The 26,369-nt window shown below is 40.7% G+C and carries 22 protein-coding genes, 1 tRNA gene and 1 other annotated feature; of the genes, 21 read left to right on the top strand and 2 right to left on the bottom strand.

The genetic code is table 11. The features are described from left to right. Window positions 1-43: 43 nt before the first annotated feature. The 12 genes from ACE198_RS07550 to yihA all read left to right on the top strand — a co-directional run bounded on the left by ACE198_RS07550 (window position 44) and on the right by yihA (window position 13,209). Window positions 44-1,102 (top strand): GerMN domain-containing protein, encoded by a 1,059-nt coding sequence (locus tag ACE198_RS07550; protein WP_098574280.1) that lies wholly within the window; start codon window positions 44-46, stop codon window positions 1,100-1,102. Between the two features lie 123 nt (window positions 1,103-1,225). Continuing rightward, entirely contained in the window at window positions 1,226-1,981 is a 756-nt protein-coding gene (gene rph, locus ACE198_RS07545) for a ribonuclease PH (protein ID WP_375375177.1), read from the top strand. Between the two features lie 162 nt (window positions 1,982-2,143). Beyond that, complete coding sequence (locus ACE198_RS07540) at window positions 2,144-2,299, top strand: multidrug transporter (protein WP_375375126.1); 156 nt, start codon at window positions 2,144-2,146, stop codon at window positions 2,297-2,299. Between the two features lie 61 nt (window positions 2,300-2,360). Continuing rightward, entirely contained in the window at window positions 2,361-2,969 is a 609-nt protein-coding gene (locus ACE198_RS07535; RefSeq protein WP_375375125.1) for an XTP/dITP diphosphatase, read from the top strand. Beyond that, window positions 2,969-3,484, top strand: coding sequence for a metallophosphoesterase family protein (locus ACE198_RS07530; protein ID WP_375375124.1), 516 nt, complete (start codon window positions 2,969-2,971; stop codon window positions 3,482-3,484). Before ACE198_RS07535 ends, ACE198_RS07530 begins: the two co-directional genes overlap by 1 nt. Window positions 3,485-3,595: 111 nt before the next feature. After that, window positions 3,596-3,672, top strand: a tRNA-Arg gene (locus ACE198_RS07525). A 118-nt stretch (window positions 3,673-3,790) separates the two neighbouring features. Beyond that, entirely contained in the window at window positions 3,791-4,816 is a 1,026-nt protein-coding gene (locus ACE198_RS07520; RefSeq protein WP_375375123.1) for a tetratricopeptide repeat protein, read from the top strand. Between the two features lie 168 nt (window positions 4,817-4,984). Next, window positions 4,985-6,262, top strand: coding sequence for a trigger factor (tig, locus tag ACE198_RS07515; RefSeq protein ID WP_375375122.1), 1,278 nt, complete (start codon window positions 4,985-4,987; stop codon window positions 6,260-6,262). A 454-nt stretch (window positions 6,263-6,716) separates the two neighbouring features. Further along, entirely contained in the window at window positions 6,717-7,976 is a 1,260-nt protein-coding gene (gene clpX / locus ACE198_RS07510; protein WP_026563401.1) for an ATP-dependent protease ATP-binding subunit ClpX, read from the top strand. Between the two features lie 426 nt (window positions 7,977-8,402). Further along, window positions 8,403-10,070 (top strand): ATP-dependent protease LonB, encoded by a 1,668-nt coding sequence (gene lonB, locus ACE198_RS07505; protein WP_098574265.1) that lies wholly within the window; start codon window positions 8,403-8,405, stop codon window positions 10,068-10,070. Between the two features lie 233 nt (window positions 10,071-10,303). Further along, window positions 10,304-12,628 carry an endopeptidase La gene (gene lon, locus ACE198_RS07500; protein WP_251460335.1) on the top strand — a complete coding sequence of 775 codons (2,325 nt, stop codon included), beginning with the start codon at window positions 10,304-10,306 and terminating at the stop codon, window positions 12,626-12,628. Continuing rightward, window positions 12,628-13,209, top strand: a complete 582-nt coding sequence (gene yihA, locus ACE198_RS07495; protein WP_375375121.1) for a ribosome biogenesis GTP-binding protein YihA/YsxC — start codon at window positions 12,628-12,630, stop codon at window positions 13,207-13,209. Before lon ends, yihA begins: the two co-directional genes overlap by 1 nt. A 30-nt stretch (window positions 13,210-13,239) precedes the next feature. Here yihA and ACE198_RS07490 read toward each other — a convergent pair whose 3' ends face one another. After that, window positions 13,240-13,728 (bottom strand): LiaF transmembrane domain-containing protein, encoded by a 489-nt coding sequence (locus ACE198_RS07490; RefSeq protein ID WP_375375120.1) that lies wholly within the window; start codon window positions 13,726-13,728, stop codon window positions 13,240-13,242. Between the two features lie 275 nt (window positions 13,729-14,003). Between ACE198_RS07490 and hemA the strand changes: the two genes are divergently transcribed. From hemA to ysxE, 8 genes are all read left to right on the top strand, one after another. Then, window positions 14,004-15,347 carry a glutamyl-tRNA reductase gene (hemA, locus tag ACE198_RS07485; RefSeq protein WP_375375119.1) on the top strand — a complete coding sequence of 448 codons (1,344 nt, stop codon included), beginning with the start codon at window positions 14,004-14,006 and terminating at the stop codon, window positions 15,345-15,347. A 12-nt stretch (window positions 15,348-15,359) separates the two neighbouring features. Next, on the top strand, window positions 15,360-16,193 hold the full coding sequence (locus tag ACE198_RS07480; protein WP_098574256.1) for a cytochrome C assembly family protein: 834 nt from the start codon (window positions 15,360-15,362) through the stop codon (window positions 16,191-16,193). 27 nt (window positions 16,194-16,220) lie between these two features. Further along, on the top strand, window positions 16,221-17,156 hold the full coding sequence (gene hemC / locus ACE198_RS07475; RefSeq protein ID WP_098574254.1) for a hydroxymethylbilane synthase: 936 nt from the start codon (window positions 16,221-16,223) through the stop codon (window positions 17,154-17,156). Then, the gene (locus ACE198_RS07470; RefSeq protein WP_375375118.1) at window positions 17,153-17,935 is read left to right on the top strand and encodes a uroporphyrinogen-III synthase; all 783 of its coding nucleotides are present in this window, start codon (window positions 17,153-17,155) and stop codon (window positions 17,933-17,935) included. Before hemC ends, ACE198_RS07470 begins: the two co-directional genes overlap by 4 nt. Before the next feature lie 3 nt (window positions 17,936-17,938). Further along, window positions 17,939-18,919, top strand: a complete 981-nt coding sequence (hemB, locus tag ACE198_RS07465) for a porphobilinogen synthase (protein ID WP_098574250.1) — start codon at window positions 17,939-17,941, stop codon at window positions 18,917-18,919. Between the two features lie 19 nt (window positions 18,920-18,938). Then, entirely contained in the window at window positions 18,939-20,225 is a 1,287-nt protein-coding gene (gene hemL / locus ACE198_RS07460) for a glutamate-1-semialdehyde 2,1-aminomutase (RefSeq protein ID WP_251460348.1), read from the top strand. 365 nt (window positions 20,226-20,590) lie between these two features. Beyond that, window positions 20,591-21,874 carry a stage VI sporulation protein D gene (gene spoVID / locus ACE198_RS07455; RefSeq protein ID WP_375375117.1) on the top strand — a complete coding sequence of 428 codons (1,284 nt, stop codon included), beginning with the start codon at window positions 20,591-20,593 and terminating at the stop codon, window positions 21,872-21,874. Window positions 21,875-21,987: 113 nt separating this feature from the next. Next, a complete protein-coding gene (gene ysxE, locus ACE198_RS07450; protein ID WP_098574601.1) occupies window positions 21,988-23,022 on the top strand; it encodes a spore coat protein YsxE in 1,035 nt (344 codons plus the stop codon). Between the two features lie 18 nt (window positions 23,023-23,040). Here the strand turns inward: ysxE and ACE198_RS07445 are convergent, their stop codons facing one another. Next, window positions 23,041-23,232 carry a hypothetical protein gene (locus tag ACE198_RS07445; protein WP_098574244.1) on the bottom strand — a complete coding sequence of 64 codons (192 nt, stop codon included), beginning with the start codon at window positions 23,230-23,232 and terminating at the stop codon, window positions 23,041-23,043. 152 nt (window positions 23,233-23,384) lie between these two features. Next, window positions 23,385-23,622: a binding site (T-box leader), on the top strand. Window positions 23,623-23,672: 50 nt separating this feature from the next. Between ACE198_RS07445 and ACE198_RS07440 the strand changes: the two genes are divergently transcribed. Further along, entirely contained in the window at window positions 23,673-26,315 is a 2,643-nt protein-coding gene (locus tag ACE198_RS07440) for a valine--tRNA ligase (RefSeq protein WP_375375116.1), read from the top strand. Window positions 26,316-26,369: the final 54 nt, after the last annotated feature.

Below are 26,369 nucleotides of genomic sequence, written 5' to 3'. Positions count from 1 at the left end.
GCTCGTATACATAGTAGTACAAACTGTCTTAGGGGGAATAGTTATGTCTAAAAATAAAGCAAAGATCCTTGTGTCGACTGTGCTTACATCATCAGTTCTACTCTCAGGTTGTGGTTTATTTGGGATAGAAACAGAAAAGAAAATCGATCCGCCGAAGAGTGTGACGATCAAGGATGATACAACAAGTAAGAAAACGACAACTAAAGAGACAAGTAAAGAAGCGCAGGCAAACACCGTCAAAACTGAACTATATCTAGTAGATAAAGACGGCTATGTCGTTCCGCAAACATTGGATCTGCCGAAAACCAGTTCGGTTGCTAAACAGGCACTTGAATATTTAGTGACGAATGGACCAGTAACTGATAAACTCCCAAATGATTTCCGGGCTGTTCTCCCAGAGGATACGGAGCTTTCTGTAAATATTGATAAAGAGGGCGTTGCAACGGTTAACTTTTCAAAAGAGTTTAAAAATTATCAAGCGGAAGATGAGATGAAAATACTCCAATCTGTCACTTGGACACTGACACAGTTTGATAATGTGAAAACTGTCAAGCTAAAAATGAATGGTCACGATTTAACTGAAATGCCTGTGAACGGAACACCCATTAGCGAAAATCTCTCCAGAGCAACCGGTATCAACCTGGATACTTCGAATGTGACGGATATTACTAATACCAAACCTATTACGGTTTACTATATTGGCGGTGAAGAAGGCTCTTATTATTATGTACCAGTCACACGCCGGGTCAGCAATAGCGAAAAAGATAACTATGTAGCAGTTGTTAATGAATTAATCAAAGGTCCAAGTGAAAAATCACCTCTAGTTTCTGAGTTTATGTCAGATGTTGAGCTCCTTGAGGCTCCGAAATATGAAGATGGAAAAGTCACTTTGAACTTTAATGAAAATATTTTTGGAAGCTTTAAGGAAAAAGAAGTTTCACAGCATTTATTAGATGCATTAGTGCTTTCCCTTACTGAACAAGAGGGCGTAGAAAAAGTAGCTATTCAAGTTAAGGGTAAGGCAGATCTTAAAAATGATAGCGGGAAGAAATTAACTGAACCTGTAACTCGACCAGAAAAAGTCAATACAGGTAGTTTTTAAAAAAAAATATTTGTTATACTATATAGGGACAATGAAAGAGGTTGGCTTAGATGCCGCCTCTTCTTTATTTGGTATTTAATGAATATGAATGTACCAATTCAAAAATAAAAGGAGGTAGTAATGGTGCGCGTTGATGGTAGAGAACCGTTACAACTAAGACCCATACATATTGAACCTAATTATTTAATGCACCCAGAGGGATCTGTCTTAATCTCTGTAGGGAATACGAAAGTGATCTGTGCAGCGAGCATCGAGGACAGAGTGCCTCACTTTATGAGAGGGGAAGGCAAAGGCTGGATAACGGCGGAGTATTCCATGCTGCCACGAGCAACAGAAACAAGGAACATTCGCGAATCTTCCAAAGGAAAGGTTTCCGGTCGAACGATGGAAATTCAGCGGCTAATCGGCCGCGCACTTAGAGCAATAGTCGATTTAAGTGCACTAGGTGAGAAAACAGTTTGGATTGATTGTGATGTCATCCAGGCAGATGGCGGAACCCGAACAGCCTCAATCACGGGGGCTTTTGTCGCAATGGCACTCGCATTAAATGCATTTTCTGAGAAAAAGTCCTTTGCAAAATTCCCGATTACTGATTATTTAGCAGCTACAAGTGTTGGTATCCTGCAAAATAATCAAACGGTCCTTGATTTAAACTATGCTGAGGATTCTAAGGCCCAGGTGGATATGAATGTAGTTATGACGGGCAATGGAGAATTTGTTGAACTGCAGGGGACAGGAGAGGAAGCGACATTCTCCTACGAACAGCTCCAAGGCCTGCTAAGTGCAGCCCAAGAAGGACTAATGGAACTATTTGAACATCAAAAATCAGTACTGGGTGAAGAAATTAGCAAAAAGATTGAAAGTAGAAGGCAGAAATAAGTGATCTATGTTTCAGGGAGATAAGAAGGAGGCATTACTCTCGGATACGGTGGAGTTACTCTCGGATAAGAGTGAAATACTCTCGGATAGGGTGGAGTTACTCTCGGATAAGAATGAAATACTCCCGTTTATCTATAATAATCTGATAAAACTTAATTTTTATTGGCTGTGTTAAAGGTTAATGTTGATTTTGGAATTCTGTTGATTGGAGTGGAAGGTACGAAGATTCCTGCGGGAGTACGGGGCAGGGGAGACCCCGCAGGAGTGCAGCGACGAGAAGGCTCCCTGGACCCGCACGCGGAAAACGAAGTGCCTTGAGCGGTAATCAACAGACTAGTTTAACACAGCCTATTTATTAAAAAAATAAGAGGCGATTGAAATGAAAGAAGTTATTATTGCAACTAAAAATCCAGGAAAAGCGAGGGAATTTGAACATATCTTTTCGTCAAGAGGGATTACAGTTCGCACCTTGCTAGATTATCCTGATATTCCTGAAGTGGAGGAAACTGGCACAACCTTTGAAGAAAATGCGACTTTGAAGGCGGTTGCGGTCTCCAAAGCACTTGGACAAATGGTCATTGGCGACGATTCAGGCTTAATCGTGGACGCCCTAGAAGGGAGACCAGGGATTTATTCAGCACGATATGCGGGCGAACCGAAAAATGACCAGAACAATACCGATAAAGTATTGTCTGAATTAGAAGGTATTCCCGAGGAGAAGCGGACGGCAAGGTTCTACTGTGCCTTGGCAGTCGCAGTTCCAGGGCAAGAAACAGAAACGGTGTCAGGCACCTGTGAAGGACGAATTCTTGAAGAGAGAAGAGGTACAAATGGGTTTGGCTATGATCCGGTTTTTTATGTGCCTGAGAAGGGTTTATCGATGGCCGAGCTATCATCGGAAGAAAAAAATAAGATCAGCCATCGTGCGAATGCCTTGAAAAAGCTAGATGTGGTCTTGGATGAAATTTTAGAAAGAGCGGAGCAGTAATGAGTAAGGTTTTAATTGTTAGTGATAGCCATGGATTAACCAAGGAACTCAGTTTAATAAGAGAAAGACATTTAGATGAGGTCGATTTAATGATTCACTGCGGTGATTCGGAATTATCTCCAGATGACGCAGCAATTTCCGGCTATCTAACGGTAATGGGAAATTGTGATTTTGGTGGAGGATACCCACTTGAGACAACTTCTGAAGTGGCGGGGCGCAAGTTTTTTATTACCCACGGCCACCGGTATTCCGTTAAGACCTCTTTGATGAATTTAAAATATAAAGCACAGGAAGTAAATGCGAATATCGCCTGTTTCGGACACTCACATGTCCTTGGTGCGGAAGTGATTGATGGGATCTTATTTTTAAATCCAGGCAGCATCCGTCTGCCGAGGGAACGTTTTGAAAAGACTTATATCATTCTGGATTTGGAGAATGAAAAGGTTAAAATGTCGGTGTTTGAAGTAAGTGGCCAGGAGGTTACAGAACTAGCCCGTGAGTTTGTCCTGTCATAATTAAGTGGGAGAATTCCTCTCCCTTTTTCTTTTTTTTAAAAAATAGTAGAAAGAGTGTTGACTTTTTGATCTTATGATAATATAATAAATCTTGTCTTAAATAACTAATATGTCCCAGTAGCTCAGCTGGATAGAGCAACGCCCTTCTAAGGCGTGGGTCGGGAGTTCGAATCTCTCCTGGGACGCCATCTAATTTTACTATCAACACTACATAATAAATTTAAACTCACCATTTGACGGTGAGTTTTTTTTGTCCTTTATTTATGCTAAACTAATTCCCATGACAATCCTAAGGACGGTTTTTTTATGAAAAAAAGGGAACGTGTGAAACGAAAAGATAATATAGTCTTTTTTCCCGGCCTTGAAAAAAGATTAACCGACAAAGGTCTCGAAAACCTTGAGAAGAAAAAATTTAAAGAAGCGATCAATCTATTGGAAGAAGCAAGAGAATATGACCCTGATAATGACGAAATTTTGATTGGACTGGTACTTGCTTATTTTGAAGCTGCTTCTTTTCAAAAAGCGAAAGCACTCGCCAAGGAAATGCTCCATAAGGGGATTGGTGATTACCTTCAGATGGTCGACCTCTATTTGACAGTATTGATCCAACTCCATGAATATCATGAAATTGTGTCAACCGTCGAAGCACTTTTAGAAGAAAAAGAGATTCCGCCGGAAAAACATGATCATTTTCTAACCATCCTTCAGTTCAGCCGAAGGATGGCAGAGAATCGTCAACTAGATCTTGAAGAGAATGAACCAGAGGAAAAAACGGTCCAAGAGTTAAACCTATTTGCGAATGAGAATCTAAACGAACAAATGCTTCTCATTTCAAGCTTAGCAGAGAAAAATATTCGCCCCTACCTTCATGAAATTGCTGATTATTTAGAAGCGGAAGCAGGACATCCATTTTTAAAAACGATTCTCTTAACTCTTTTAAAAGAGCAGGAAATTGATAGAGAACTTTTGATCAGGAAATTTGGCGTGGATAAGAAAGTTATTCCAACACAACTTCCTGAGGTTAGAGAAGAACCAAGAATGCGTGAGATAAAAGCTTTTCTAGAATCTCATCTGGAAAGCGAAAACCCTGGTCTTTTTGAAAATACGAGCGGAATGGTTGAGCGTAATTTTTTTATAAGCTATCCGTTCGAATTAGAGCCCGAGAGTACTCATGCGTGGGCCGCCGCCTTTCACTACTTGGCACAAGATTATATGGGGATAAATACAAGTATGGATGATCTTTCCAAGGAATACGGTGTATCTGTGCGGGAAATCGAAGAAGCTATCTCAAAAATTGAGGAAATTGAGAAAATTTCTTATCCTAATATATAGGCTCGCTGTTGAAAGAAATCAATCCTATGTTATAATGTAGTGGTTGCATTGTGTAAAAAACTATATTTTACATTTAAAAAAAGGAAATTAGCTTTGATAGAAAGTGATTTCCAAACTACTCAAATTCGTTACGAATGATATGAGAATAGATTGTTGGAGGGAAAATGTATGTCAGCAAAATGGGAAAAGTTAGAAGGAAACCGTGGCGTTCTTACTGTTGAAGTAAGTGCGGACAAAGTAAACGAAGGTTTAAACGCGGCATTCCAAAAGGTTGTAAAGCAAGTTAACGTTCCAGGTTTCCGTAAAGGAAAAATGCCACGTCAAATGTTCGAAAAGCGTTTTGGCGTAGAATCTCTATATCAAGATGCATTAGATATTCTTCTTCCTGAAGCATATGGAAGCGCAATTGACGAAACTGGAATCGAGCCAATCGACCGTCCAGACATCGACATCGAGCAAATGGAAAAAGGCAAAGAACTTATCTTCAAAGCTACTGTTCAAGTTAAGCCTGAAGTAACATTAGGCGAATACAAAGGTTTAGAAGTAGAAGCATTAGACACAAACGTGACTGATGAAGATGTTGCTAACGAATTAAAAACTCTTCAAGAGCGCCAAGCTGAACTTGTTGTTAAAGAAGAAGGTACAGTAGAAAACGGCGATACAGCTGTTCTAGATTTCGAAGGATTCGTTGATGGCGTTGCTTTCGAAGGAGGAAAAGCTGAAAATCATTCACTTGAAATCGGATCTGGATCATTCATCCCAGGTTTTGAAGAGCAATTAGTAGGACTAGCTGCTGGTGAATCTAAAGACGTGGAAGTAACATTCCCTGAAGAATATCATGCAGCTGAACTTGCTGGTAAGCCTGCAGTTTTCAAAGTAACTATTCATGAAATTAAAGGAAAAGAACTTCCTGAATTAGATGACGAGTTTGCTAAAGATGTGGATGATGAAGTTGAAACATTAGATGCGCTTAAAGAGAAAATCAAAACTCGTTTAGAAAACAGCAAGAAGCACGAAGCTGAGCACCATTTACGTGATACTGTTGTTGAAAAAGCTGCTGCAAATGCAGAAGTTGAAATTCCAGAAGTGATGGTTACTAACGAAGTAAACCGTATGCTTCAAGAATTCGAACAACGTTTACAAATGCAAGGTATGAACCTTGAACTATACTTCCAATTCTCAGGTCAAGATGAAAATGCTTTACGTGAGCAAATGAAGGAAGAAGCTGTTAACCGCGTACGTGTGAACTTAACACTAGAAGCGATTGCTAAGGCTGAAAACCTAGAAGTGACTGACGAAGAAGTTAATGCTGAACTTGAAAACATGGCTGGCATGTACAACATGACTGTTGACAGCATTAAACAAGCTCTAGGTGGACTTGAAGGTATCCAATCAGACCTTAAACTTAAAAAAGCAGTAGACTTTCTTGTTGAAAACAAGAAGTAATTAGAAAAGCGGAAGTGACCGTTTTGCGAAGTACACTAGTCGCAGGTCACTGGAGCTAGACAATTAACTTGTATAATGCAAGGCACGATATATATCGTGCCTTGTTTTATACATTTCTACAAATACATATTATAATAAGAAGTGGGAACATTTTTAACAATGGGCAGGAAATCATCTCGACCAAGGCGAATTAAAATATAAAATAATTTCCAGACAGCTTTAAGATTTATTTTTATCGTAATGGTTAAGATTAAAGAATACATAAGTGTTTTAAAATGAATTACACAAACAAACGGAAAACTATTTACCTTAAGCTTTTTATTTCCAGTCCATTGGCATTCTGTGTTACAATGCAACATACATACTATTTAATAATTAGAGAGAGACATGACTTTTGTTTGTGTAATTCGCTGCTTTGCATATGATACTAACATGTTTTAAGGGGTGAAAGGATTTGTTTAAATTTAATGATGAAAAAGGTCAATTAAAGTGTTCCTTCTGTGGTAAAACACAGGACCAAGTTCGTAAATTGGTTGCCGGGCCTGGAGTTTACATATGTGACGAATGTATTGAACTTTGTACCGAAATCGTTGAGGAAGAGCTTGGAACAGAAGAAGAAGTAGAATTTAAAGATGTACCAAAGCCGAAGGAAATTTGTGAAATTCTTGATGAATATGTTATTGGTCAAGATCAAGCAAAAAAATCACTTTCAGTGGCAGTATACAATCACTACAAGCGCATCAATTCGAATAGCAAAATTGATGATGTTGAACTTGCTAAGAGTAACATCTGTATGATTGGACCAACAGGAAGTGGTAAAACATTACTTGCCCAAACATTGGCTCGTATTTTGAATGTACCATTTGCTATTGCTGATGCTACTTCACTAACGGAAGCTGGATATGTTGGGGAAGATGTTGAGAACATTTTATTAAAATTAATCCAATCTGCTGATTATGATGTAGAAAAGGCAGAAAAAGGGATTATTTATATTGATGAGATTGATAAAATTGCCCGAAAATCAGAAAATCCATCGATTACAAGAGATGTTTCTGGTGAAGGCGTTCAACAAGCTTTATTAAAAATTCTTGAAGGTACGGTTGCAAGTGTTCCTCCACAAGGTGGAAGAAAACACCCGCATCAAGAATTTATCCAAATCGATACAACAAATATCCTCTTTATTTGCGGTGGAGCATTTGATGGCATTGAACCGATTATTAAACGCCGTTTAGGTCAAAAAGTAATTGGATTTGGATCCGATATTAAACAGCAGGAAGTTTCACAGAAAGAACTTCTATCAAAAGTACTACCAGAAGACTTACTTCGCTTTGGATTAATTCCAGAATTTATCGGACGTCTTCCAGTAATTGCGAGCCTCGAGCAGTTAGATGAAGCAGCATTAATTGAAATTTTAACGAAGCCGAAAAATGCGCTTGTTAAACAATATCAAAAAATGCTTGAAATCGACGATGTTGAGCTTCAATTTGAAGAGGGCGCTTTGACTGAAATTGCCAAAAAGGCAATTGAACGCAAAACTGGTGCACGTGGTCTACGTTCCATCATTGAAGGAATTATGTTGGATGTCATGTTCGACCTTCCTTCACGTGATGACATTACCAAGTGTGTCATTACCAAAGAAACAGTCATTAACAATGGTGTTCCAAAACTCTTATTAGAAGATGGAACCGTCGTTGCTGAAGAAAAATCTGCATAATTGTAGCAAAAGGCCTGGCATTAGCCAGGTCTTTTTTTGCTTTTTATTGGTAATGAGCGAATTTTCAGGATGAATGGGCGAATTTTCTCTATTGATGAGCGAATCTCATAGTCCAATGAGCGAATGTTTCATGCTCCAATGAGCGAATCTCATAGTCCAATGAGCGAATCTCATAGTCCAATGAGCGAATTTCATGCTCCAATGAGCGAATTTCAGACTCCAATCAGTGAATTTCATGCTCCAATCAGCGAATCTCACTGTCCAATCAGCGAATATCCACGTTCAATCAGCGAATCCAATTTCACTTTCACCCCCGCCCCATCTCCCGAAACAGTTTCTTACGAATATGTGGTTTATTCCAACCCACTGCAGGAAATACTTATTAATATATATTTAGTAAAAAGTTGAAGTGCAGGAGGGAAATGTATGAGTTGGACGGGGATTGCCTTATTTATACAGCTATTCTTCGGAATCATTATTGGGCTGTATTTTTGGAATTTGCTTAGGAATCAGCGTACACAAAAAGTATCCATTGATCGGGAATCCCGAAAGGAAATGGAGCAGCTTCGCAAAATGAGATCTATTTCACTTTCAGAACCATTAGCTGAAAAAGTACGGCCTTCAAGCTTTCAAGATATTGTCGGCCAAGAAGATGGAATTAAATCATTAAAAGCAGCACTATGTGGACCAAATCCCCAGCATGTGATCATTTATGGACCGCCTGGAATTGGAAAAACAGCAGCTGCACGCCTTGTATTAGAAGAAGCGAAAAAAAATCGTAAATCACCTTTTAAACCTGAATCTGTATTTATTGAACTAGATGCAACGACCGCACGATTTGATGAAAGAGGAATTGCCGACCCGTTAATTGGTTCGGTCCATGATCCCATCTATCAAGGAGCGGGGGCCATGGGACAAGCAGGAATTCCACAGCCAAAGCAAGGGGCAGTGACCAATGCACATGGCGGGGTCCTTTTTATCGATGAAATCGGAGAATTGCATCCGATTCAAATGAATAAACTCTTAAAGGTATTAGAGGATCGGAAGGTTTTCCTTGAAAGTGCGTATTATCATGAGGAAAATAACCAAATCCCAACCCATATCCATGATATTTTTAAAAATGGCCTGCCAGCTGACTTTCGATTAATTGGGGCAACGACAAGGACACCAAGTGAAATTCCCCCTGCGATACGGTCTCGATGTATGGAGGTATTCTTCCGGGATTTAACTCAGGAAGAAATCGTGGAAATTGCGAATAAGGCTGCCCAAAAAGTGAACCTGCAAATCAACGAAACAGGCGTCAATACACTATCGAACTATGCAAGGAATGGGCGCGAAACAGTGAATTTAATCCAAATTGCGGCAGGACTTGCGATCACGGAAGAAAGAAATTATATCAAGGATGAAGATATTGAGTGGGTCATCCATGCGAGCCAAATGTCCCCAAGAATGGAACGTAAAATTAATGATTTATCCCATGTAGGTCTTGTGAATGGCTTGGCTGTTTATGGGCCGAACTCCGGTGCACTATTAGAAATTGAAGTGACCGTCATTCCTGCAAAAGATAAGGGGACCATCAATATCACAGGGATAGTTGATGAAGAAAGTATCGGCGGACAAGGCAAATCGATTCGCCGAAAGAGTATGGCGCGCGGTTCCATTGAAAATGTAATTACCGTGTTACGATCAATGGGTGTCCCAGCGAACGACTTTGATATCCATGTGAATTTCCCGGGCGGTGTTCCAATCGACGGCCCATCGGCAGGAATTGCTATGGCAACGGGGATTTATTCAGCGATTTATAAAATTCCAATCGACAACACGGTTGCCATGACGGGAGAAATTAGTATCCATGGAAATGTCAAACCGATTGGCGGGGTGTATCCAAAGGTAAAAGCCGCGAAAAAAGCAGGCGCAAAAACAGTGATCATTCCAGAAGAAAATATGCAAACCATCTTAAATGAGATAGATGGAATAAAAATTGTTCCGGTTTCCCACCTACATGAAGTATTCGAGATTGCTCTAGTCAATGATTATCAAAGAATGGATGCGATCCCTGCATCGATTGAACTATCTAAAAAAGAGAGTATTTAATGAAAAACTTCGGTTTGTGGCCCATCAGACAAACCGAAGTTTTTTTTGTCAAAAGATTTCTCCCATCATTATAGAAAGAATTCGGAATGATTGGGGAAAATAAACGTATGCTGAAAAGAGAAAATCACCTGCATTCTCTAAAAATAGACACTTAAAAATAAATAGGATAGAATTGTACAAAGACCATTCTGATTTTGCAGTGAAAAATTGTTTGCATGTGGAGGTGCAGTAATTTGACGAAAAAGAACGAATTGATCGTCCCCCTCCTGCCGCTTCGAGGATTGCTCGTCTATCCAACCATGGTCCTGCATTTAGATGTTGGACGTGAAAGATCAGTACAAGCACTTGAAAAAGCAATGGTAGATGACCATTTAATTTTCTTAACCACTCAGAAGGAAGTGTCCATTGATGACCCTTCTGAAGAGGATTTATACACGATAGGTACATTAACAAAAGTAAAACAAATGCTTAAACTGCCAAACGGCACGATAAGAGTATTGGTAGAAGGTTTAAACCGTGGGGAAATCACTTCCTTTCATGATGAAGAAGACTACTATGCGGTGACAATCATAACCTATGATGACCCAGTGACAAAGGATGTCGAAGATCAAGCCCTAATGAGAACCATGCTTGACTATTTCGAACAATACATAAAATTATCGAAGAAAATTTCTGCAGAGACCTATGCATCTGTTGCAGATATTGAAGAGCCTGGCAGAATGGCAGATATCATTTCCTCCCACTTACCAATTAAGTTGAAGGAAAAGCAGGAAATCCTAGAAACGACGGATATCAAAGAAAGAGTAAACAAAGTAATTGATATCATTCATAACGAGAAAGAAGTCTTAAATTTAGAGAAAAAGATTGGTCAGCGTGTCAAGCGTTCGATGGAACGGACACAAAAAGAGTATTATTTACGTGAGCAAATGAAAGCGATACAAAAGGAATTGGGCGATAAAGAGGGCAAAACCGGTGAAATTGCCGAGCTAACGAAAAAAATTGAACAAGCAGGCATGCCTGAACATGTGCTAAAAGCTGCACAAAAGGAACTAGATCGATATGAGAAAGTTCCATCTAGTTCAGCAGAAAGTGCTGTAATTCGAAACTACATCGATTGGCTGATTAGTCTCCCTTGGTCGAATAAAACGGAGGATGACATTGACATTAGCCGAGCTGAAAAAATCTTAAATCAGGACCATTATGGTCTTGAAAAGGTAAAGGAACGTGTCCTCGAATATTTGGCTGTTCAAAAGCTGACCAACTCGTTAAAAGGACCAATCCTCTGTCTAGCAGGACCTCCAGGGGTTGGTAAAACAAGCCTGGCTCGTTCGATTGCGTCGTCGCTCAATCGTCATTTTGTTCGTGTATCACTTGGCGGAGTACGTGATGAATCCGAGATCCGCGGCCATCGCAGGACCTATGTCGGTGCGATGCCAGGGCGAATCATCCAAGGAATGAAAAAAGCAGGTACCATTAACCCTGTCTTTTTACTCGATGAAATTGATAAAATGTCCAGTGATTTCCGCGGGGACCCTTCGAGTGCCATGCTGGAAGTTCTAGATCCAGAACAAAATAGTAATTTTAGCGATCATTATATAGAAGAAACCTATGATCTTTCAAAGGTCATGTTTATCGCCACAGCCAACAATCTATCAACCATTCCTGGACCATTATTAGACAGAATGGAAATTATCACAATTGCCGGCTACACGGAACTTGAAAAGGTTCATATTTGTAGAGATCATTTGCTTCCAAAACAAATGAAGGAAAATGGTCTTTCCAAGGGAGTTCTCCAAGTCCGCGATGATGCGATTCTAAAAGTCGTTCGTTACTATACACGGGAAGCAGGCGTTCGAAGTTTAGAACGTCAGATGGCGACTCTTTGCCGGAAAACCGCAAAAATTATTGTTTCCGGTGAAAAGAAGCGCGTCATCATTACTGACAAGAATATTGAAGAGTTTTTAGGGAAAACAAGATTCCATTATGGAATGGCAGAAAGCGAAGATCAGGTCGGAGTAGCAACGGGGTTAGCTTATACAACCGTAGGTGGAGACACACTTCAGATTGAAGTATCTTTAGCTCCTGGTAAAGGGAAACTCGTATTAACTGGGAAGCTTGGCGATGTTATGAAGGAATCCGCGCAAGCTGCGTTTAGTTATATCCGTTCTAAAGCGGAAGAACTAGGGATTGAAGAAGACTTCCATGAAAAATATGATATCCATATACATGTGCCTGAAGGTGCCGTTCCAAAGGATGGACCATCAGCAGGGATCACCATGGCAACAGCACTGGTATCCGCATTGTCCGGCAGACCTATCCGCCGTGAAGTAGGAATGACAGGAGAGATTACCTTAAGAGGAAGAGTCCTTCCGATTGGCGGTTTGAAAGAAAAGACCCTTAGTGCCCATCGAGCCGGATTGACGAAGATTATTCTTCCAAAAGATAATGAAAAGGATATTGATGATATCCCAGAAAGCGTAAGGAATGAACTAGATTTTGTCCTTGTTTCCCATGTGGATGAAGTCTTGAGGCATGCCCTTTTAGAAGGTGAAGTATAATGAAAGTAGTTAGTTCAGAAATTGTCATCAGTGCTGTAAAGCCAGAACAATACCCAGAAACAGATTTACCTGAATTTGCACTTGCTGGCCGATCCAATGTTGGTAAATCTTCTTTTATCAATAAAATGCTTAATCGAAAAGGTCTGGCAAGAATCTCCTCCAAGCCAGGAAAAACACAAACGCTTAATTTCTACTTAATAAATGAAATGCTTCATTTTGTGGATGTTCCAGGTTATGGCTATGCGAAAGTGTCTAAATCAGAACGTGCAGCCTGGGGGAAAATGATCGAAACCTATTTTACATCACGCGAGCAACTAAGAGCAGCTGCGCAAATTGTTGACCTTAGACATCCACCATCAAAGGATGATGTGATGATGTATGATTTTTTAAAGCATTATGAGATCCCTTGTATTATCATCGCAACAAAGGCGGATAAGATTCCAAAGGGAAAATGGCAAAAGCATTTAAAAGTTGTCCGAGAGACATTAGACCTTGATAAAAATGACCAAATGATTCTTTTCTCCTCTGAAACTGGACTTGGAAAAGATGAAGCATGGTCAGCACTAAAGAGCTATATGTAAAAAAGAAACGCCTGGCATTTGCGCCAGGCGTCATTTTTTTCTCTTCAGCAAAAAATAAATACCCACAACAATAAGCAGGGCAGGCCAAAACTTCCACACTAAACTCATTCCGTTTTGGAGTAAATCAAAATATGCTGTAATTTTATCATAAAATAAGAGAAGAACAGCTAAAATAAGAAAAAGGAATGCTTGAAATAAACCAGTATTCGTCTTTTGAAAGCGCAGGAAAAAGCCTACAGAAATAATTAATATTAGCATTCCAATCGTGTTACTTGGCCAAAAGGACATCTTGCCGACCAGATGAAAATGGAGTCCGAAGCCAGCCATAATGACCCCAGGAAGAATTGCCTCATAGTCATGTGCAGAATACCCCTGACCTAGAAAAGCAATTCCGACAATAATCAGTAGTGTCGGCCATGTGAAAAAATGCTGAAAAATAGTTATGCCGGTTTGCTGCAACAGAAAGTAAGCACCAAAGCCGATAAGAATGATCCCAGGAAAAATTCGTTGATTCTTCATTAAAAACACCACACTTCCAGTAAGGTTCTCTTGAATCTTGTCCATTTTTTTGGTACTGTACATAAGGAAGTATATTAAAAAAATATTTATCATGATTAAGTAAATAAAGGAAACGCTGCTAAACTGTTCCAGGTGGATTGTTAATCAGCGGCTTTACTTAAATATATTAACATATAGTTTCGTTTTCTGTTCACATTTTACGAGCAAAAGTCGAAATTGCTCATGATATAATCATACTAGCTAAGTTGTAATATCTATTGGGGGTGTCCTTACAAATGCATACATTAGTGATCGGTATAAACTATAAAACTGCCCCTGTTGAAATACGCGAGCGGTTGTCATTTGATGAAGCCGACCTTGCAAATGCCATAAAAAAGCTCAATACAAAAAAAAGCATCCTAGAAAATATCATCTTGTCTACATGTAATCGTACGGAAATTTATGCGGTGGTAGACCAATTACATACTGGCCGCTATTATATTAAAGAATTTCTGTCCGAATGGTTCGAATTAGAACAAAAAGAATTTTCTCCGTTCTTATTTGTGTATGAAGATGATGGGGCGATTGATCATTTATTTAACGTGACTTGCGGACTTAATTCCATGGTTTTAGGAGAAACACAAATCCTAGGACAGGTTCGTAAGAGTTTTATGTTGGCGCAGCAAGAAGCAACGACAGGTACTGTATTTAACCACTTGTTTAAACAAGCGATTACCCTTGCCAAACGTGCTCATTCAGAAACTGATATTGGTGCCAATGCCGTTTCTGTCAGCTATGCAGCCGTTGAATTGGCCAAGAAAATTTTTGGATCACTTGCTAATAAACATGTGTTAATTTTCGGAGCAGGGAAAATGGGAGAGTTAGCTGCTCAAAACCTTCACGGTAATGGCGTGAAGCAAGTTACGGTAATTAACCGAACCTATGAAAAGGCAATTGATTTAGCCAATCGTTTCAGCGGTAAAGCGAGAAAAATGGCTGAATTAGAGAAATCATTGGTGGAAGCTGACATCCTTATCAGTTCAACTGGTGCGAAGGACTTTGTTATTTCAAAAGAAATGATGGCCGGCATTGAGAAAAAACGCAAAGGGAAGCCGTTATTTATGGTGGACATTGCTGTACCACGCGACTTAGATCCTAGAATTGGTGACCTTGAAAATGTCTTTTTATACGATATCGATGATTTAGAAGGAATTGTTGAGGCCAACTTGCAAGAACGTAAGAAAGCAGCAGAACGAATCATGCTCATGATTGAAAAGGAAATCGTGGATTTCAAGCATTGGCTTGGAACGCTTGGAGTAGTACCAGTCATCTCAGCACTGAGAGAAAAAGCCCATGCGATACAATCTGAAACGATGGTAAGTTTGGAAAGGAAATTGCCAAATTTAACAGAACGTGACTTAAAAGTTTTAAATAAGCATACCAAAAGTATCATCAATCAGCTCTTAAAGGATCCGATCTTACAAGCAAAAGAATTGGCTGCGCGACCTGACGCAAATCAGGCAATGGAATTATTCATGAAAATTTTTAATATTGAAGAGCTTGTCCAAGAACAACATTCGAAAGCAGCCGAAACCAATCAAATACCGGTTACAACACCGCGGGCTTCCTTTCAGTCATAAGGGGTACATTCTATGTTTAATGTCTTTATGACAAGGCTTCACGAATTAACCGTTGTTCTTTACGCCTTTAGTGTGTTGTTATATTTTTTCGATTTCCTACATCATAACCGGAAGGCAAACCGTATTGCTTTCTGGTTACTTGCGTTTGTATGGATTTTGCAAACCGTCTTTCTCGGAATCTATATGTATAAAACAGGCAGATTCCCGGTATTAACGATTTTTGAGGGACTTTATTTTTATGCGTGGATATTGGTTACATTATCCATTGTGATTAATCATTTATTACGGGTTGATTTTATCGTTTTTTTCACGAATATCCTTGGCTTTACGGTGATGGCGATTCATACATTTGCCCCAATGCAATATAGTTCGCATATTATGGCGAAGCAGCTTGTTTCCGAACTGTTGTTAATTCATATTACAATGGCTATTCTTTCATATGGTGCATTTTCCCTATCCTTTGTTTTCTCATCATTATATTTGCTTCAATATGATTTATTAAAAAGGAAAAAATGGGGCACAAGGCTCATACGGCTTGCCGACTTAGATAAACTCGAAAAATCATCCTACATATTGGCTGTGATCGGTGTGCCAATGTTGCTGCTAAGTTTGATTTTAGGACTGCAGTGGGCCTTTCTTAAGGTTCCCGGGATGCCTTGGTACGATATGAAAATCGTTGGATCATTTCTGTTATTAATAGCTTATAGTATCCTTTTATATTTGCATATTATGAAAAATTTATCTGGCAGAAAACTGGCCATTTGGAATACAGCGGCATTTTTAATTGTCCTAATTAATTTTTTCTTATTTGGTAGATTATCATCTTTTCATTTATGGTATGCGTAGGGCATAACCACCTCAGGAGGCACATTCATGAGAAAAATCATTGTAGGTTCTAGACGAAGCAAACTGGCTTTAACACAAACAAATTGGGTGATGGACCAATTGAAGAAGTTGGACCCTCGTTTCGAATTTGAAGTGAAAGAAATCGTCACGAAAGGGGATCAAATTCTAAATGTTACCCTTTCAAAAGTTGGCGGTAAAGGATTATTTGTAAAAGAAATCGAGCAGGCTATGCTTGATAAAGAGATTGATATGGCCGTGCATAGTATGAAAGACATGCCGGCAGTTTTACCAGAAGGACTAACAATTGGCTGTATCCCATTCCGTGAGGATCACCGTGATGCGCTCATCTCAAGAGGACATGTAAAGCTAAAAGATTTAAAACCCGGTGCGATTATCGGGACAAGCAGCCTGCGCCGCAGTGCTCAGTTATTAGTGGCGCGTCCTGATTTAGAGATTAAATGGATCCGTGGTAACGTAGATACAAGATTAGCAAAATTAGAAACGGAAGAATACGATGCGATTATTCTAGCAGCTGCAGGCCTATCACGCCTTGGCTGGGCTTCAGACGTAGTTACTGAATTTTTGGATGCGGACCTTTGTATTCCAGCTGTGGGTCAAGGGGCTTTATCGATTGAATGCCGTGAAGATGATAAAGAACTTCTAGAACTTTTCGAAAAATTCACTTGTAAGAAAACAGAAAGAGCCGTTCGTGCCGAGCGGGCCTTCCTTCAAAAAATGGAGGGCGGGTGTCAGGTACCAATTGCCGGCTTCGCCTATGTGGCAGACAATGATGAAATCGTCCTAAATGTGTTAGTGGCTTCCCCGGAAGGACATGAAATCATTAAAGAAGAGGTAAGAGGTCATCACCCAGAAGAACTTGGTATTCAGGCAGCCGACCTGTTAATTCAAAAAGGTGGTAAGGACCTGATTGAGAAGGTAAAACGGGAGCTCGAGGGTCTATGACCCAAACGTTACCTTTGCTTGATAAAACCGTTCTTGTTCCAAGAGGAGAAAATCAAGCAAAATCCTTTTCACAGCTGGTTGAAAGGTTCGGAGGGATTCCAATCGAAATCCCTCTTATTGCTTTTCGTCCAATTGAAAAAAATCAACGCCTCTACAATTCATTATTGGCACTTGATACATATGACTGGATTATTTTTACTAGCAATGTCACAGTTGAAACCTTCTTTTCTTTTTTTAATAAAAGAGAGATAGGCGGGGCGTTTCCAAGAATCGCTGTGATTGGAAAAAAAACAGCAGAGGTTTTGGAAGCAATGGGATTCTCCCCTGAGTTTGTTCCGTCCGCTTATGTGGCAGAATCGTTCGTGGAAGAATTTAGTCCATTATTGGATAGGGATGCACGGGTGCTGCTTCCGAAAGGAAATCTGGCCCGAGAGTATATCGCCAGGACCTTAACTGAACGTGGTGCACGTGTGGATGAGGTTGTCATTTACGAAACATACCTGCCCGATGAAAGTCGCGATAAGCTGGCACGGATGCTAGCGGATCACAAACTCGATATCCTTACCTTTACAAGCCCATCAACAGTTGACCATTTAATGGCTGTTGTGAAGCAGTATGGACTGAATGAGCAGTTAGGTTACTGCCTTATTGGCTGTATTGGGCCTGTTACAGAGAAAAAATTACGCGACTATGGACTACCCGTCCATGCGTCACCCAAAGAGTTTACCGTAAAAGAAATGATTAATAGCATGATTGCTTATTTAGAGACGGAGGAATAATAAATGGAACTTCAATTTAAACGTCATCGCCGCTTACGCTCAAGTGCGAGCATGCGTTCACTAGTTCGTGAAAATCATCTGAAAGCAGAGGACTTCATTTATCCACTTTTTATTTATGAAGGCGAGAATATCCGCAATGAAGTGTCATCCATGCCGGGTGTTTACCAAGTTTCGATGGACCATTTAGAAGCAGAAATGGAAGATATCGTCGCACATGGAATTAAGTCGGTCCTGCTTTTCGGGATTCCAAAAACGAAAGATGCATGCGGTGAGCAGGCCTATCATGACCATGGAATCGTTCAGGTAGCTACTCGTTTTATCAAAGAAAAATTCCCTGAAATTATTGTCGTTGCAGATACTTGTCTTTGCGAATATACAAGCCACGGTCATTGTGGAGTGGTAGAAGGGGAGAAGATTCTTAACGATCAATCCCTTGAATTGCTTGTAAAAACAGCTATTGCGCAGGCAGAAGCAGGGGCAGACATTATTGCCCCATCTAACATGATGGACGGCTTTGTTGCAGCTATCCGTGCAGGATTGGATGAAGCAGGCTTTACGGAGATTCCAATTATGTCTTATGCCGTGAAATACGCATCAGCTTTCTACGGTCCTTTCCGTGAAGCAGCTGAGGGTGCACCGCAATTTGGTGATCGGAAGACTTATCAAATGGATCCTGCGAACCGGTTGGAGGCATTTAGAGAAGCAGAATCTGATGTCGCTGAAGGGGCAGACTTTTTAATCGTGAAACCAGGGATGCCATACCTTGATATCGTCCGTGATATGAAAAATACCTTTAATTTACCAATTGTTATTTATAATGTAAGCGGAGAATATGCAATGGTTAAGGCGGCAGCACAAAACGGCTGGATTGATGAAAAAAACACCGTACTTGAAATGTTAATGGGCATGAAACGTGCGGGTGCAGACTTGATCATTACTTATGCTGCAAAAGATGCGGTTCGCTGGTTACGAGAAGACCAATAATTTGAAAAGAGGGAACGGTATGCGTTCGTATACAAAGTCGATAGAAGCATTTAAAGAAGCCCAAGCTATTATGCCAGGCGGTGTAAATAGTCCGGTACGTGCGTTTAAATCAGTAAATATGGACCCGATTTTTATGGAACGAGGCAAAGGGTCAAAAATTTATGATATTGATGGCAATGAATACATTGACTACGTCCTTTCATGGGGACCACTCATCCTCGGTCATACGAATGACCGCGTCGTAGAAAGCTTGAAAAAGGTTGCTGAACTTGGAACAAGTTTTGGTGCACCAACATTAATGGAGAATAAACTAGCTAATCTTGTGATTGAACGTGTCCCATCCATCGAAGTGATTCGGATGGTATCATCAGGAACAGAAGCAACAATGAGTGCACTTCGCTTAGCAAGAGGGTATACAGGACGTAATAAGATTTTGAAATTTGAAGGCTGTTACCATGGGCACGGGGATTCCCTGTTGATAAAGGCTGGTTCGGGCGTGGCTACTCTAGGCTTACCTGACAGCCCAGGCGTACCTGAAGGGGTAGCCTCAAATACCATCACAGTCGCTTACAATGACCTTGAAGGCGTAAAATATGCGTTTGAACAATATGGTGAGGATATTGCCTGTATTATTGTTGAGCCTGTTGCTGGGAACATGGGGCTGGTGCCGCCGCTTCCTGGATTCTTAGAAGGTCTCCGTGAGATTACGTCAGCGAACGGCTCATTGCTTATTTTTGATGAGGTTATGACAGGCTTCCGTGTCGGTTATAACTGTGCACAAGGATATTTCAATATCACTCCTGATATCACTTGCCTTGGTAAAGTAATTGGCGGTGGACTTCCGGTTGGAGCGTACGGCGGGAAAGCAGAAATCATGAAGCAGATTGCCCCAAGCGGTCCAATTTATCAAGCGGGTACCCTTTCTGGTAACCCACTTGCAATGACAGCAGGTTATGAAACTCTAAGCCAATTAACTCCAGAGCATTATGCGGAATTTATCCGTAAGGGTGATTTATTGGAAAAAGGTTTCAAGGCTGCAGCTGAAAAATATGATGTTCCCATCACATTTAACCGTGCAGGTTCAATGATTGGCTTCTTCTTTACGAATGAAGCAGTCATTAATTATGATGTAGCGAAATCATCTAATTTGGAATTCTTCGCCGCATATTATCGTGAGATGGCACTACAAGGAATTTTCTTACCGCCATCCCAGTTTGAAGGCTTGTTCTTATCTACAGAGCATTCAGATGAGGATATCGAAAAGACTATCCGTGCAGCGGAAATTGCCTTCTCAAAGCTTAAATAATCTATTTCATGGCACCCACCAGGTTTAGTGGGTGTCTTTTTGTATGGTTAAAAGCTTAATTTGTTGAGCCAGTCTAGGGACTGGCTTTTGTAGAAAGTAGTTGGAAATAGGGTTTGGCGAAATAAATCGGTGTTTTGGCGAAATAATTAGCAAAGTTGGCGAAATAAAGTCCTAGTTAGGCGAAATAATCAAGTAAACCGGCGAAATACCTACTCAACTTGGCGAAATCCTCACTCTCATAAAACATAAAATCCTCATCTAAATCTCCAATCCCAAAAACTACGTTTCTTTTCCACTCAAAATAACACTTTTTATCATAAAAAAAGCCCATGGGTCATAGAGTGTAAGTGACATAGTGATTTTGCGTGAAGGAAACGAAAGGAGGAGTCGCTTTGTCCCAAGAGAACCAATCGTGCCTACGCTTTTCCTTGGAGGAGTCTTTGTGGTTTAGAAAAGGACAGGAAGTCGAAGAGCTTATTTCCATCTCTTTAGACCCGGACATTACCATCCAGGAAAACGACCAGTACGTAACCATAAGAGGTTCGCTCGAACTCACAGGCGAATATAAAAGTTACGAAACTAACAGTGAAAACGAAGAAGAAGGTGTAACATCACAAAAGTTTGTGGAAAGGGTGGATACCCGCGAGGAAGGAACCTGTGAATTTACCCACCGATTCCCTGTCGACATCACCATCCCAAATAATCGGATTCAGAGTATTTACGATATTGATGTTCTCGTTGAATCGTTTGACTATTCGATTCCTGAACGCAGCTGCCTGAAGCTGGCAGCAGAACTAACGATTAGCGGCTTATATTCGACCGAACAACAACAACCGCAGGAAGAGGCCACTGAAATTGAGGTTGTCCATCGTGCTGAACCTGAATATGAAGATGTGGAAGAAGTCGAAGTTGAATTGGAAACAGTCCAAAGCAGCTACCAAGATAACTTCTTATTTGAAGCTGAGGCTAGGAAGCAGCAAGAGGAAGAAGAGAGTGTAGAAGTTTTACCTAAATTTCCGACCTTCAATTACCAGCCGCAGGAAGAATTTGAAGAAGAGGAACACGAACCTACATGGGAGTTACAGGAAGCAAGAAATGTAGAGAGCCAGCCAGCATGGGAGTTTCAAGAGGCCAGTAATCAAGAAAACGAACCCGCAGTAGATTTACAAGAAGTTAGAAATGAAGGGTACCATTCATCATGGGATATAGAAGAAGTAAAAAGTGAAGAGAGCCAGCCAGCATGGTATTTCCAGGAAGCAAGAAGTGAGCCCAGCCAGCCAGTGCAAGAGCAAGCGCAAGCGGGCGGTGTGGAAGCAGAGCAACACCCAACAGGTCAGGTTGAAGAGGAAGTAAGTCAGGTAGAAGAGAGCTCTTCCTCCCCAGAGGAACCGCCGAAAAATGTAAAAAAGAAAAAAGCAGCCAAAAAGAAAAGTATGACGTTAACCGAGTTCTTTGCTCGGAAGGATGAACATGCGGAGCAAGCAAGAGTTAAGATTTGCATCGTCCAAAAGGGCGATACCGTGAGCAGCGTAGCAGATAGATATGATGTATCCGTACAAAACCTCCTTCGCGTTAACAATCTTGAAATCAATCAAGATGTATACGAGGGCCAAGTATTATATATTCCTAGCAGCTTTGCAAAAAAATAACTAAAAGAGATGAGCGGGTTCTTTTGACCTGCTCACCTTCTTTTCATAATCGTAATGGCGTCCACCAAGCGGGCGGTTACGCTTTTCCAATGGAAAGAGAGTTGAAAGTTCACATGAATAACTCCAATCATCTAGCCGCAATTGCCCCAATCTTAAAACATTATCTTGTTGAACCTCAGTTTGTAGAGGATTTTGGCAGCGTCCTCAAGGTTTATTCCAATAAAGGAACCTTTGCATTAAAAAAAATTGACCCGACGACCGGGACCGATTTCATACGTCATGTCCATCTTCTCTACCAAAAAGGATTTAACCGTATCGTTCCAATATATCCTACCATGGACGGCAGGTATGCAATTTTACATGAAAATGACCTCTATTACTTAATGCCATGGATGTCAAATGAACAAAAAGAAGACCGTGAGCACCGAAATCAACAGCTGTTTCGTGAACTAGCCCGCCTTCATACACTATCCGCCAAGGAAATTACCTTGGATAAAGAAGAAAGAACAGAGCACTATGAAAAGACTCTTCAACAGCATGAAAAACATCAGGAATTCCTCGATGGCTTCATCGACGAATGTGAAAAAAAGACCTATATGTCGCCTTTTGAATTGTTATTCTGCCTCTATTACAATGAAATCAGCCAAGCGCTGAAATTCTCGAAAACCAAATTTGAAGAATGGTATGAAAAAACGAAAGACAATGAAAAGGCCCGCATGGTGATTACTCATGGAAAATTGTCACCCGAGCATTTTTTATATGATGATAAAGGGTATGGTTATTTTATAAACTTTGAGAATGCTCGCTATGGTTCACCGATCCATGACCTCCTGCCCTATTTATCACGAGCTTTAAACACAAATCCAAAACGAAGCGATACAGCCATCGATTGGGTTTATCATTATTTTAAATACTTTCCGTTTAAAGCGGATGAAAAATTATTATTCTTCAGCTACTTGGCGCTTCCGATTCCAATTATCCAGGTAGCAGAAAGCTACTATCGGAAGGAGCGTCCCAAAAACGAGTTAAAATATGTACGCCAGCTGCAGCACCGCTACTGGCATTTGAAAAACTCCGAGTATGTTGTCATGAGAATGACCGAGATTGATGCGCAATCAGCAGCAAAAGAAGGAGCCCAGCAGCAGTAAACTTGCTACAAGGGCTCCTTATACGATTTCAAAATAGATCGACACAGCAATCGCCACAAATAACGTTAATAACACGATATCAAAGAATGTAGGAATAATCAGTGTTCGAATAAATTGGAAGACCACAAATGGAATAACTAATTGCGCTGCCACCCTCCGACAAGTCCGAAACCAGGGTTGGTATTTAAATTTATTGAAATTCCTCTTCACCAAAAACCCCCCCTTTTTTATTTTCTTTATGTATATTCCACATGAGCGGAGAATTCTCCAAAAAAGAAGCATATAGTATAAAAAATAAAAAAAGTGGTTATCATTATTGACGTCAAACCCTTTTTTTCGGTAGTATAACAATATAATTTAATTAATAAGCAACGACAGGGAAGAGTACGATGCCAACCTGCTTTATAGAGAGGGAAATTATAAGCTGGAAGATTTCCTAAGCAGACAGTCGGAAGGTCGCCCACGAGCTTCTTCTGCGAACGGATTATAAGAATCCTATTAGTTGAAGACGGACAAAATCCGTTATCTACATAAGTGCCAATCAGTTTTTTTGATTGGAAAAAAGGTGGTACCGCGAAGCAAACTCCATTCGTCCTTTTATGACGATTGGGGTTTTTTATGTGGAAAAGGAATCAAAGGAGGATTTTATAATGGAAACAAAGGAACTAACAATGCCTACTAAATATGACCCGCAAACGATTGAAAAAGGTCGATATGAATGGTGGCTGCAAGGGAAGTTTTTTGAAGCAAAAGATGATGAAAGTAAGCAGCCATACACGGTTGTTATTCCGCCCCCAAACGTAACAGGGAAACTTCATTTAGGTCATGCCTGGGATACAACGCTGCAAGATATCGTGACCCGTATGAAGCGGATGCAGGGCTATGATGTGCTTTGGTTACCGGGGATGGACCATGCGGGGATTGCTACCCAAGCAAAGGTGGAAGAAAAACTTCGCAGTGAAGGCAAAAGCCGCTACGATTTAGGCAGAGAAAAATTCGTTGAGGAAACATGGAAGTGGAAGGAAGAGTATGCTTCTCATATCCGTCAGCAATGGTCGAAACTAGGCTTAGGCTTAGATTACAGCCGCGAGCGTTTCACGCTTGATGAAGGCTTATCAGATGCTGTTAAAGAGGTGTTTGTTACCCTTTATAAAAAAGGTCTCATTTACCGCGGTGAATATATTATTAACTGGGACCCGTCTACCAAAACAGCACTATCAGATATCGAAGTAATTTATAAAGATGTTCAAGGTGCCTTTTATCATATGAGCTATCCGCTTGCCGATGGTTCCGGACATATTGAGGTGGCGACAACCCGTCCCGAAACAATGCTAGGCGATACGGCTGTTGCCGTTCATCCGGAAGATGACCGCTATAAGCACCTCATTGGTAAAAACGTCATTTTGCCAATCGTTGGCCGCGAAATTCCAATTGTGGCTGATGATTATGTGGATATGGAATTTGGATCTGGAGCGGTTAAAATTACACCTGCCCATGACCCGAACGACTTTGAACTTGGTAATCGTCATAACTTAGAACGGATTCTTGTTATGAACGAAGATGGCTCGATGAATGATAAAGCCGGCAAATATAAAGGTTTAGACCGTTTCGAATGCCGCAAGCAAATCGTGAAAGATTTGCAGGAACAAGGTGTTCTTTTCAAAATTGAAGAGCATCCACATTCCGTAGGTCACTCCGAGCGAAGCGGTGCAGTGGTTGAACCGTATCTTTCCACCCAATGGTTTGTTAAAATGCAGCCGCTCGCAGATGAAGCGATTGCCCTGCAAGATAAAGAAGCGAAAGTAAACTTTGTTCCAGACCGCTTTGAAAAAACGTACCTGCGCTGGATGGAAAATATCCGCGACTGGTGTATTTCAAGACAGCTTTGGTGGGGTCACCGGATTCCGGCTTGGTACCACAAGCAAACAGGTGAAGTATATGTAGGAACAGAAGCACCTGCAGATGCGGAGAACTGGGAACAGGATAAAGACGTTCTAGATACTTGGTTCAGTTCGGCATTATGGCCGTTCTCAACGATGGGCTGGCCGAATACAGAAGCAGCTGATTTCAAGCGTTACTTCCCAACTGACGTGTTAGTGACTGGCTATGATATTATCTTCTTCTGGGTATCCCGAATGATTTTCCAAAGCATCGAGTTTACCGGCGAGCGTCCATTTAAAGATGTCCTCATCCATGGTCTCGTTCGTGATGAGCAAGGCCGTAAAATGAGTAAATCCCTTGGAAACGGCGTAGACCCAATGGATGTTATTGAAAAATACGGTGCAGATGCGTTAAGATATTTCCTTTCAACTGGAAGTTCTCCGGGTCAAGACTTACGTTTCAGTTTTGAAAAAGTAGAGTCTACATGGAACTTTGCCAATAAAATTTGGAATGCGTCCCGCTTTGCGTTAATGAATATGGACGGCATGACCTATGATGAAATAGATTTCAGCGGCGAAAAATCAGTTGCCGACAAATGGATTTTAACACGCTTAAATGAAACGATTGAACATGTGACACGACTTTCTGACCGCTATGAATTCGGGGAAGTGGGCCGTGCATTGTACAACTTTATCTGGGATGACTTCTGTGACTGGTATATCGAAATGGCGAAACTTCCGTTATATGGTGAAGATGAAGCAGCTAAGAAAACTACTCGTTCCATTCTAGCTCATGTTTTGGATCAAACGATGCGATTGTTACATCCATTCATGCCATTTATCACCGAGGAAATTTGGCAAAACCTTCCACACCAAGGTGAGTCCATTACGACAGCGAAGTGGCCAGAAGTAAATCCAGCCCTATCTGATGACCAAGCAGCACAAGAAATGAAATTACTCATGGAAATGATTCGTTCTGTACGAAATATTCGTGCGGAAGTAAACACTCCAATGAGCAAGAAAATCAAAATGCTCGTTAAAGCGAAGGATGAAACAGTTCTTACATCGCTTGAGAATAACCGCAGCTATATTGAACGTTTCTGTAATCCTGAAGAATTGCAAATGGGTGTGGAGCTTGAAACCCCTGAAAAAGCCATGACAGCCGTTATAACTGGCGTTGAAATCATCTTGCCGCTTGCAGGCTTGATTAACATCGATGAAGAAATTGCGCGCCTGCAAAAAGAATTCGACCGCTTAAATAAAGAAGTGGAACGAGTTCAAAAGAAATTGAGTAATGAAGGCTTCATGAAAAAAGCCCCTGAGAATGTTGTAGCTGAAGAGCGGGCAAAAGAAAGTGATTATCGTGAGAAGAGAGCAATCGTAGAAGCTCGAATTAAAGAATTAAGAGGGTAAACTAAATGATGAGGCGAGTCCAGCAATGGAGTCGTCTCATCTTATTACACATAC

This window comes from Neobacillus sp. KR4-4 (assembly GCF_042136325.1).
In the GTDB taxonomy this organism is placed as follows: domain Bacteria; phylum Bacillota; class Bacilli; order Bacillales; family Cytobacillaceae; genus Neobacillus.
This window is presented reverse-complemented; position numbering and strand designations above follow the sequence as displayed.

Coding starts and splice junctions, on each gene's coding strand:
- hemA (WP_375375119.1), top strand. CDS start 14,004: ATGCATACATTAGTGATCGGTATAAACTATAAAACTGCCCCTGTTGAA.
- ACE198_RS07470 (WP_375375118.1), top strand. CDS start 17,153: ATGACCCAAACGTTACCTTTGCTTGATAAAACCGTTCTTGTTCCAAGA.
- ACE198_RS07480 (WP_098574256.1), top strand. CDS start 15,360: ATGTTTAATGTCTTTATGACAAGGCTTCACGAATTAACCGTTGTTCTT.
- hemB (WP_098574250.1), top strand. CDS start 17,939: ATGGAACTTCAATTTAAACGTCATCGCCGCTTACGCTCAAGTGCGAGC.
- ACE198_RS07490 (WP_375375120.1), bottom strand. CDS start 13,728: ATGAAGAATCAACGAATTTTTCCTGGGATCATTCTTATCGGCTTTGGT.
- ACE198_RS07530 (WP_375375124.1), top strand. CDS start 2,969: ATGAGTAAGGTTTTAATTGTTAGTGATAGCCATGGATTAACCAAGGAA.
- ysxE (WP_098574601.1), top strand. CDS start 21,988: ATGAATAACTCCAATCATCTAGCCGCAATTGCCCCAATCTTAAAACAT.
- tig (WP_375375122.1), top strand. CDS start 4,985: ATGTCAGCAAAATGGGAAAAGTTAGAAGGAAACCGTGGCGTTCTTACT.
- ACE198_RS07535 (WP_375375125.1), top strand. CDS start 2,361: ATGAAAGAAGTTATTATTGCAACTAAAAATCCAGGAAAAGCGAGGGAA.
- hemL (WP_251460348.1), top strand. CDS start 18,939: ATGCGTTCGTATACAAAGTCGATAGAAGCATTTAAAGAAGCCCAAGCT.
- ACE198_RS07440 (WP_375375116.1), top strand. CDS start 23,673: ATGGAAACAAAGGAACTAACAATGCCTACTAAATATGACCCGCAAACG.
- hemC (WP_098574254.1), top strand. CDS start 16,221: ATGAGAAAAATCATTGTAGGTTCTAGACGAAGCAAACTGGCTTTAACA.
- ACE198_RS07550 (WP_098574280.1), top strand. CDS start 44: ATGTCTAAAAATAAAGCAAAGATCCTTGTGTCGACTGTGCTTACATCA.
- lonB (WP_098574265.1), top strand. CDS start 8,403: ATGAGTTGGACGGGGATTGCCTTATTTATACAGCTATTCTTCGGAATC.
- ACE198_RS07520 (WP_375375123.1), top strand. CDS start 3,791: ATGAAAAAAAGGGAACGTGTGAAACGAAAAGATAATATAGTCTTTTTT.
- yihA (WP_375375121.1), top strand. CDS start 12,628: ATGAAAGTAGTTAGTTCAGAAATTGTCATCAGTGCTGTAAAGCCAGAA.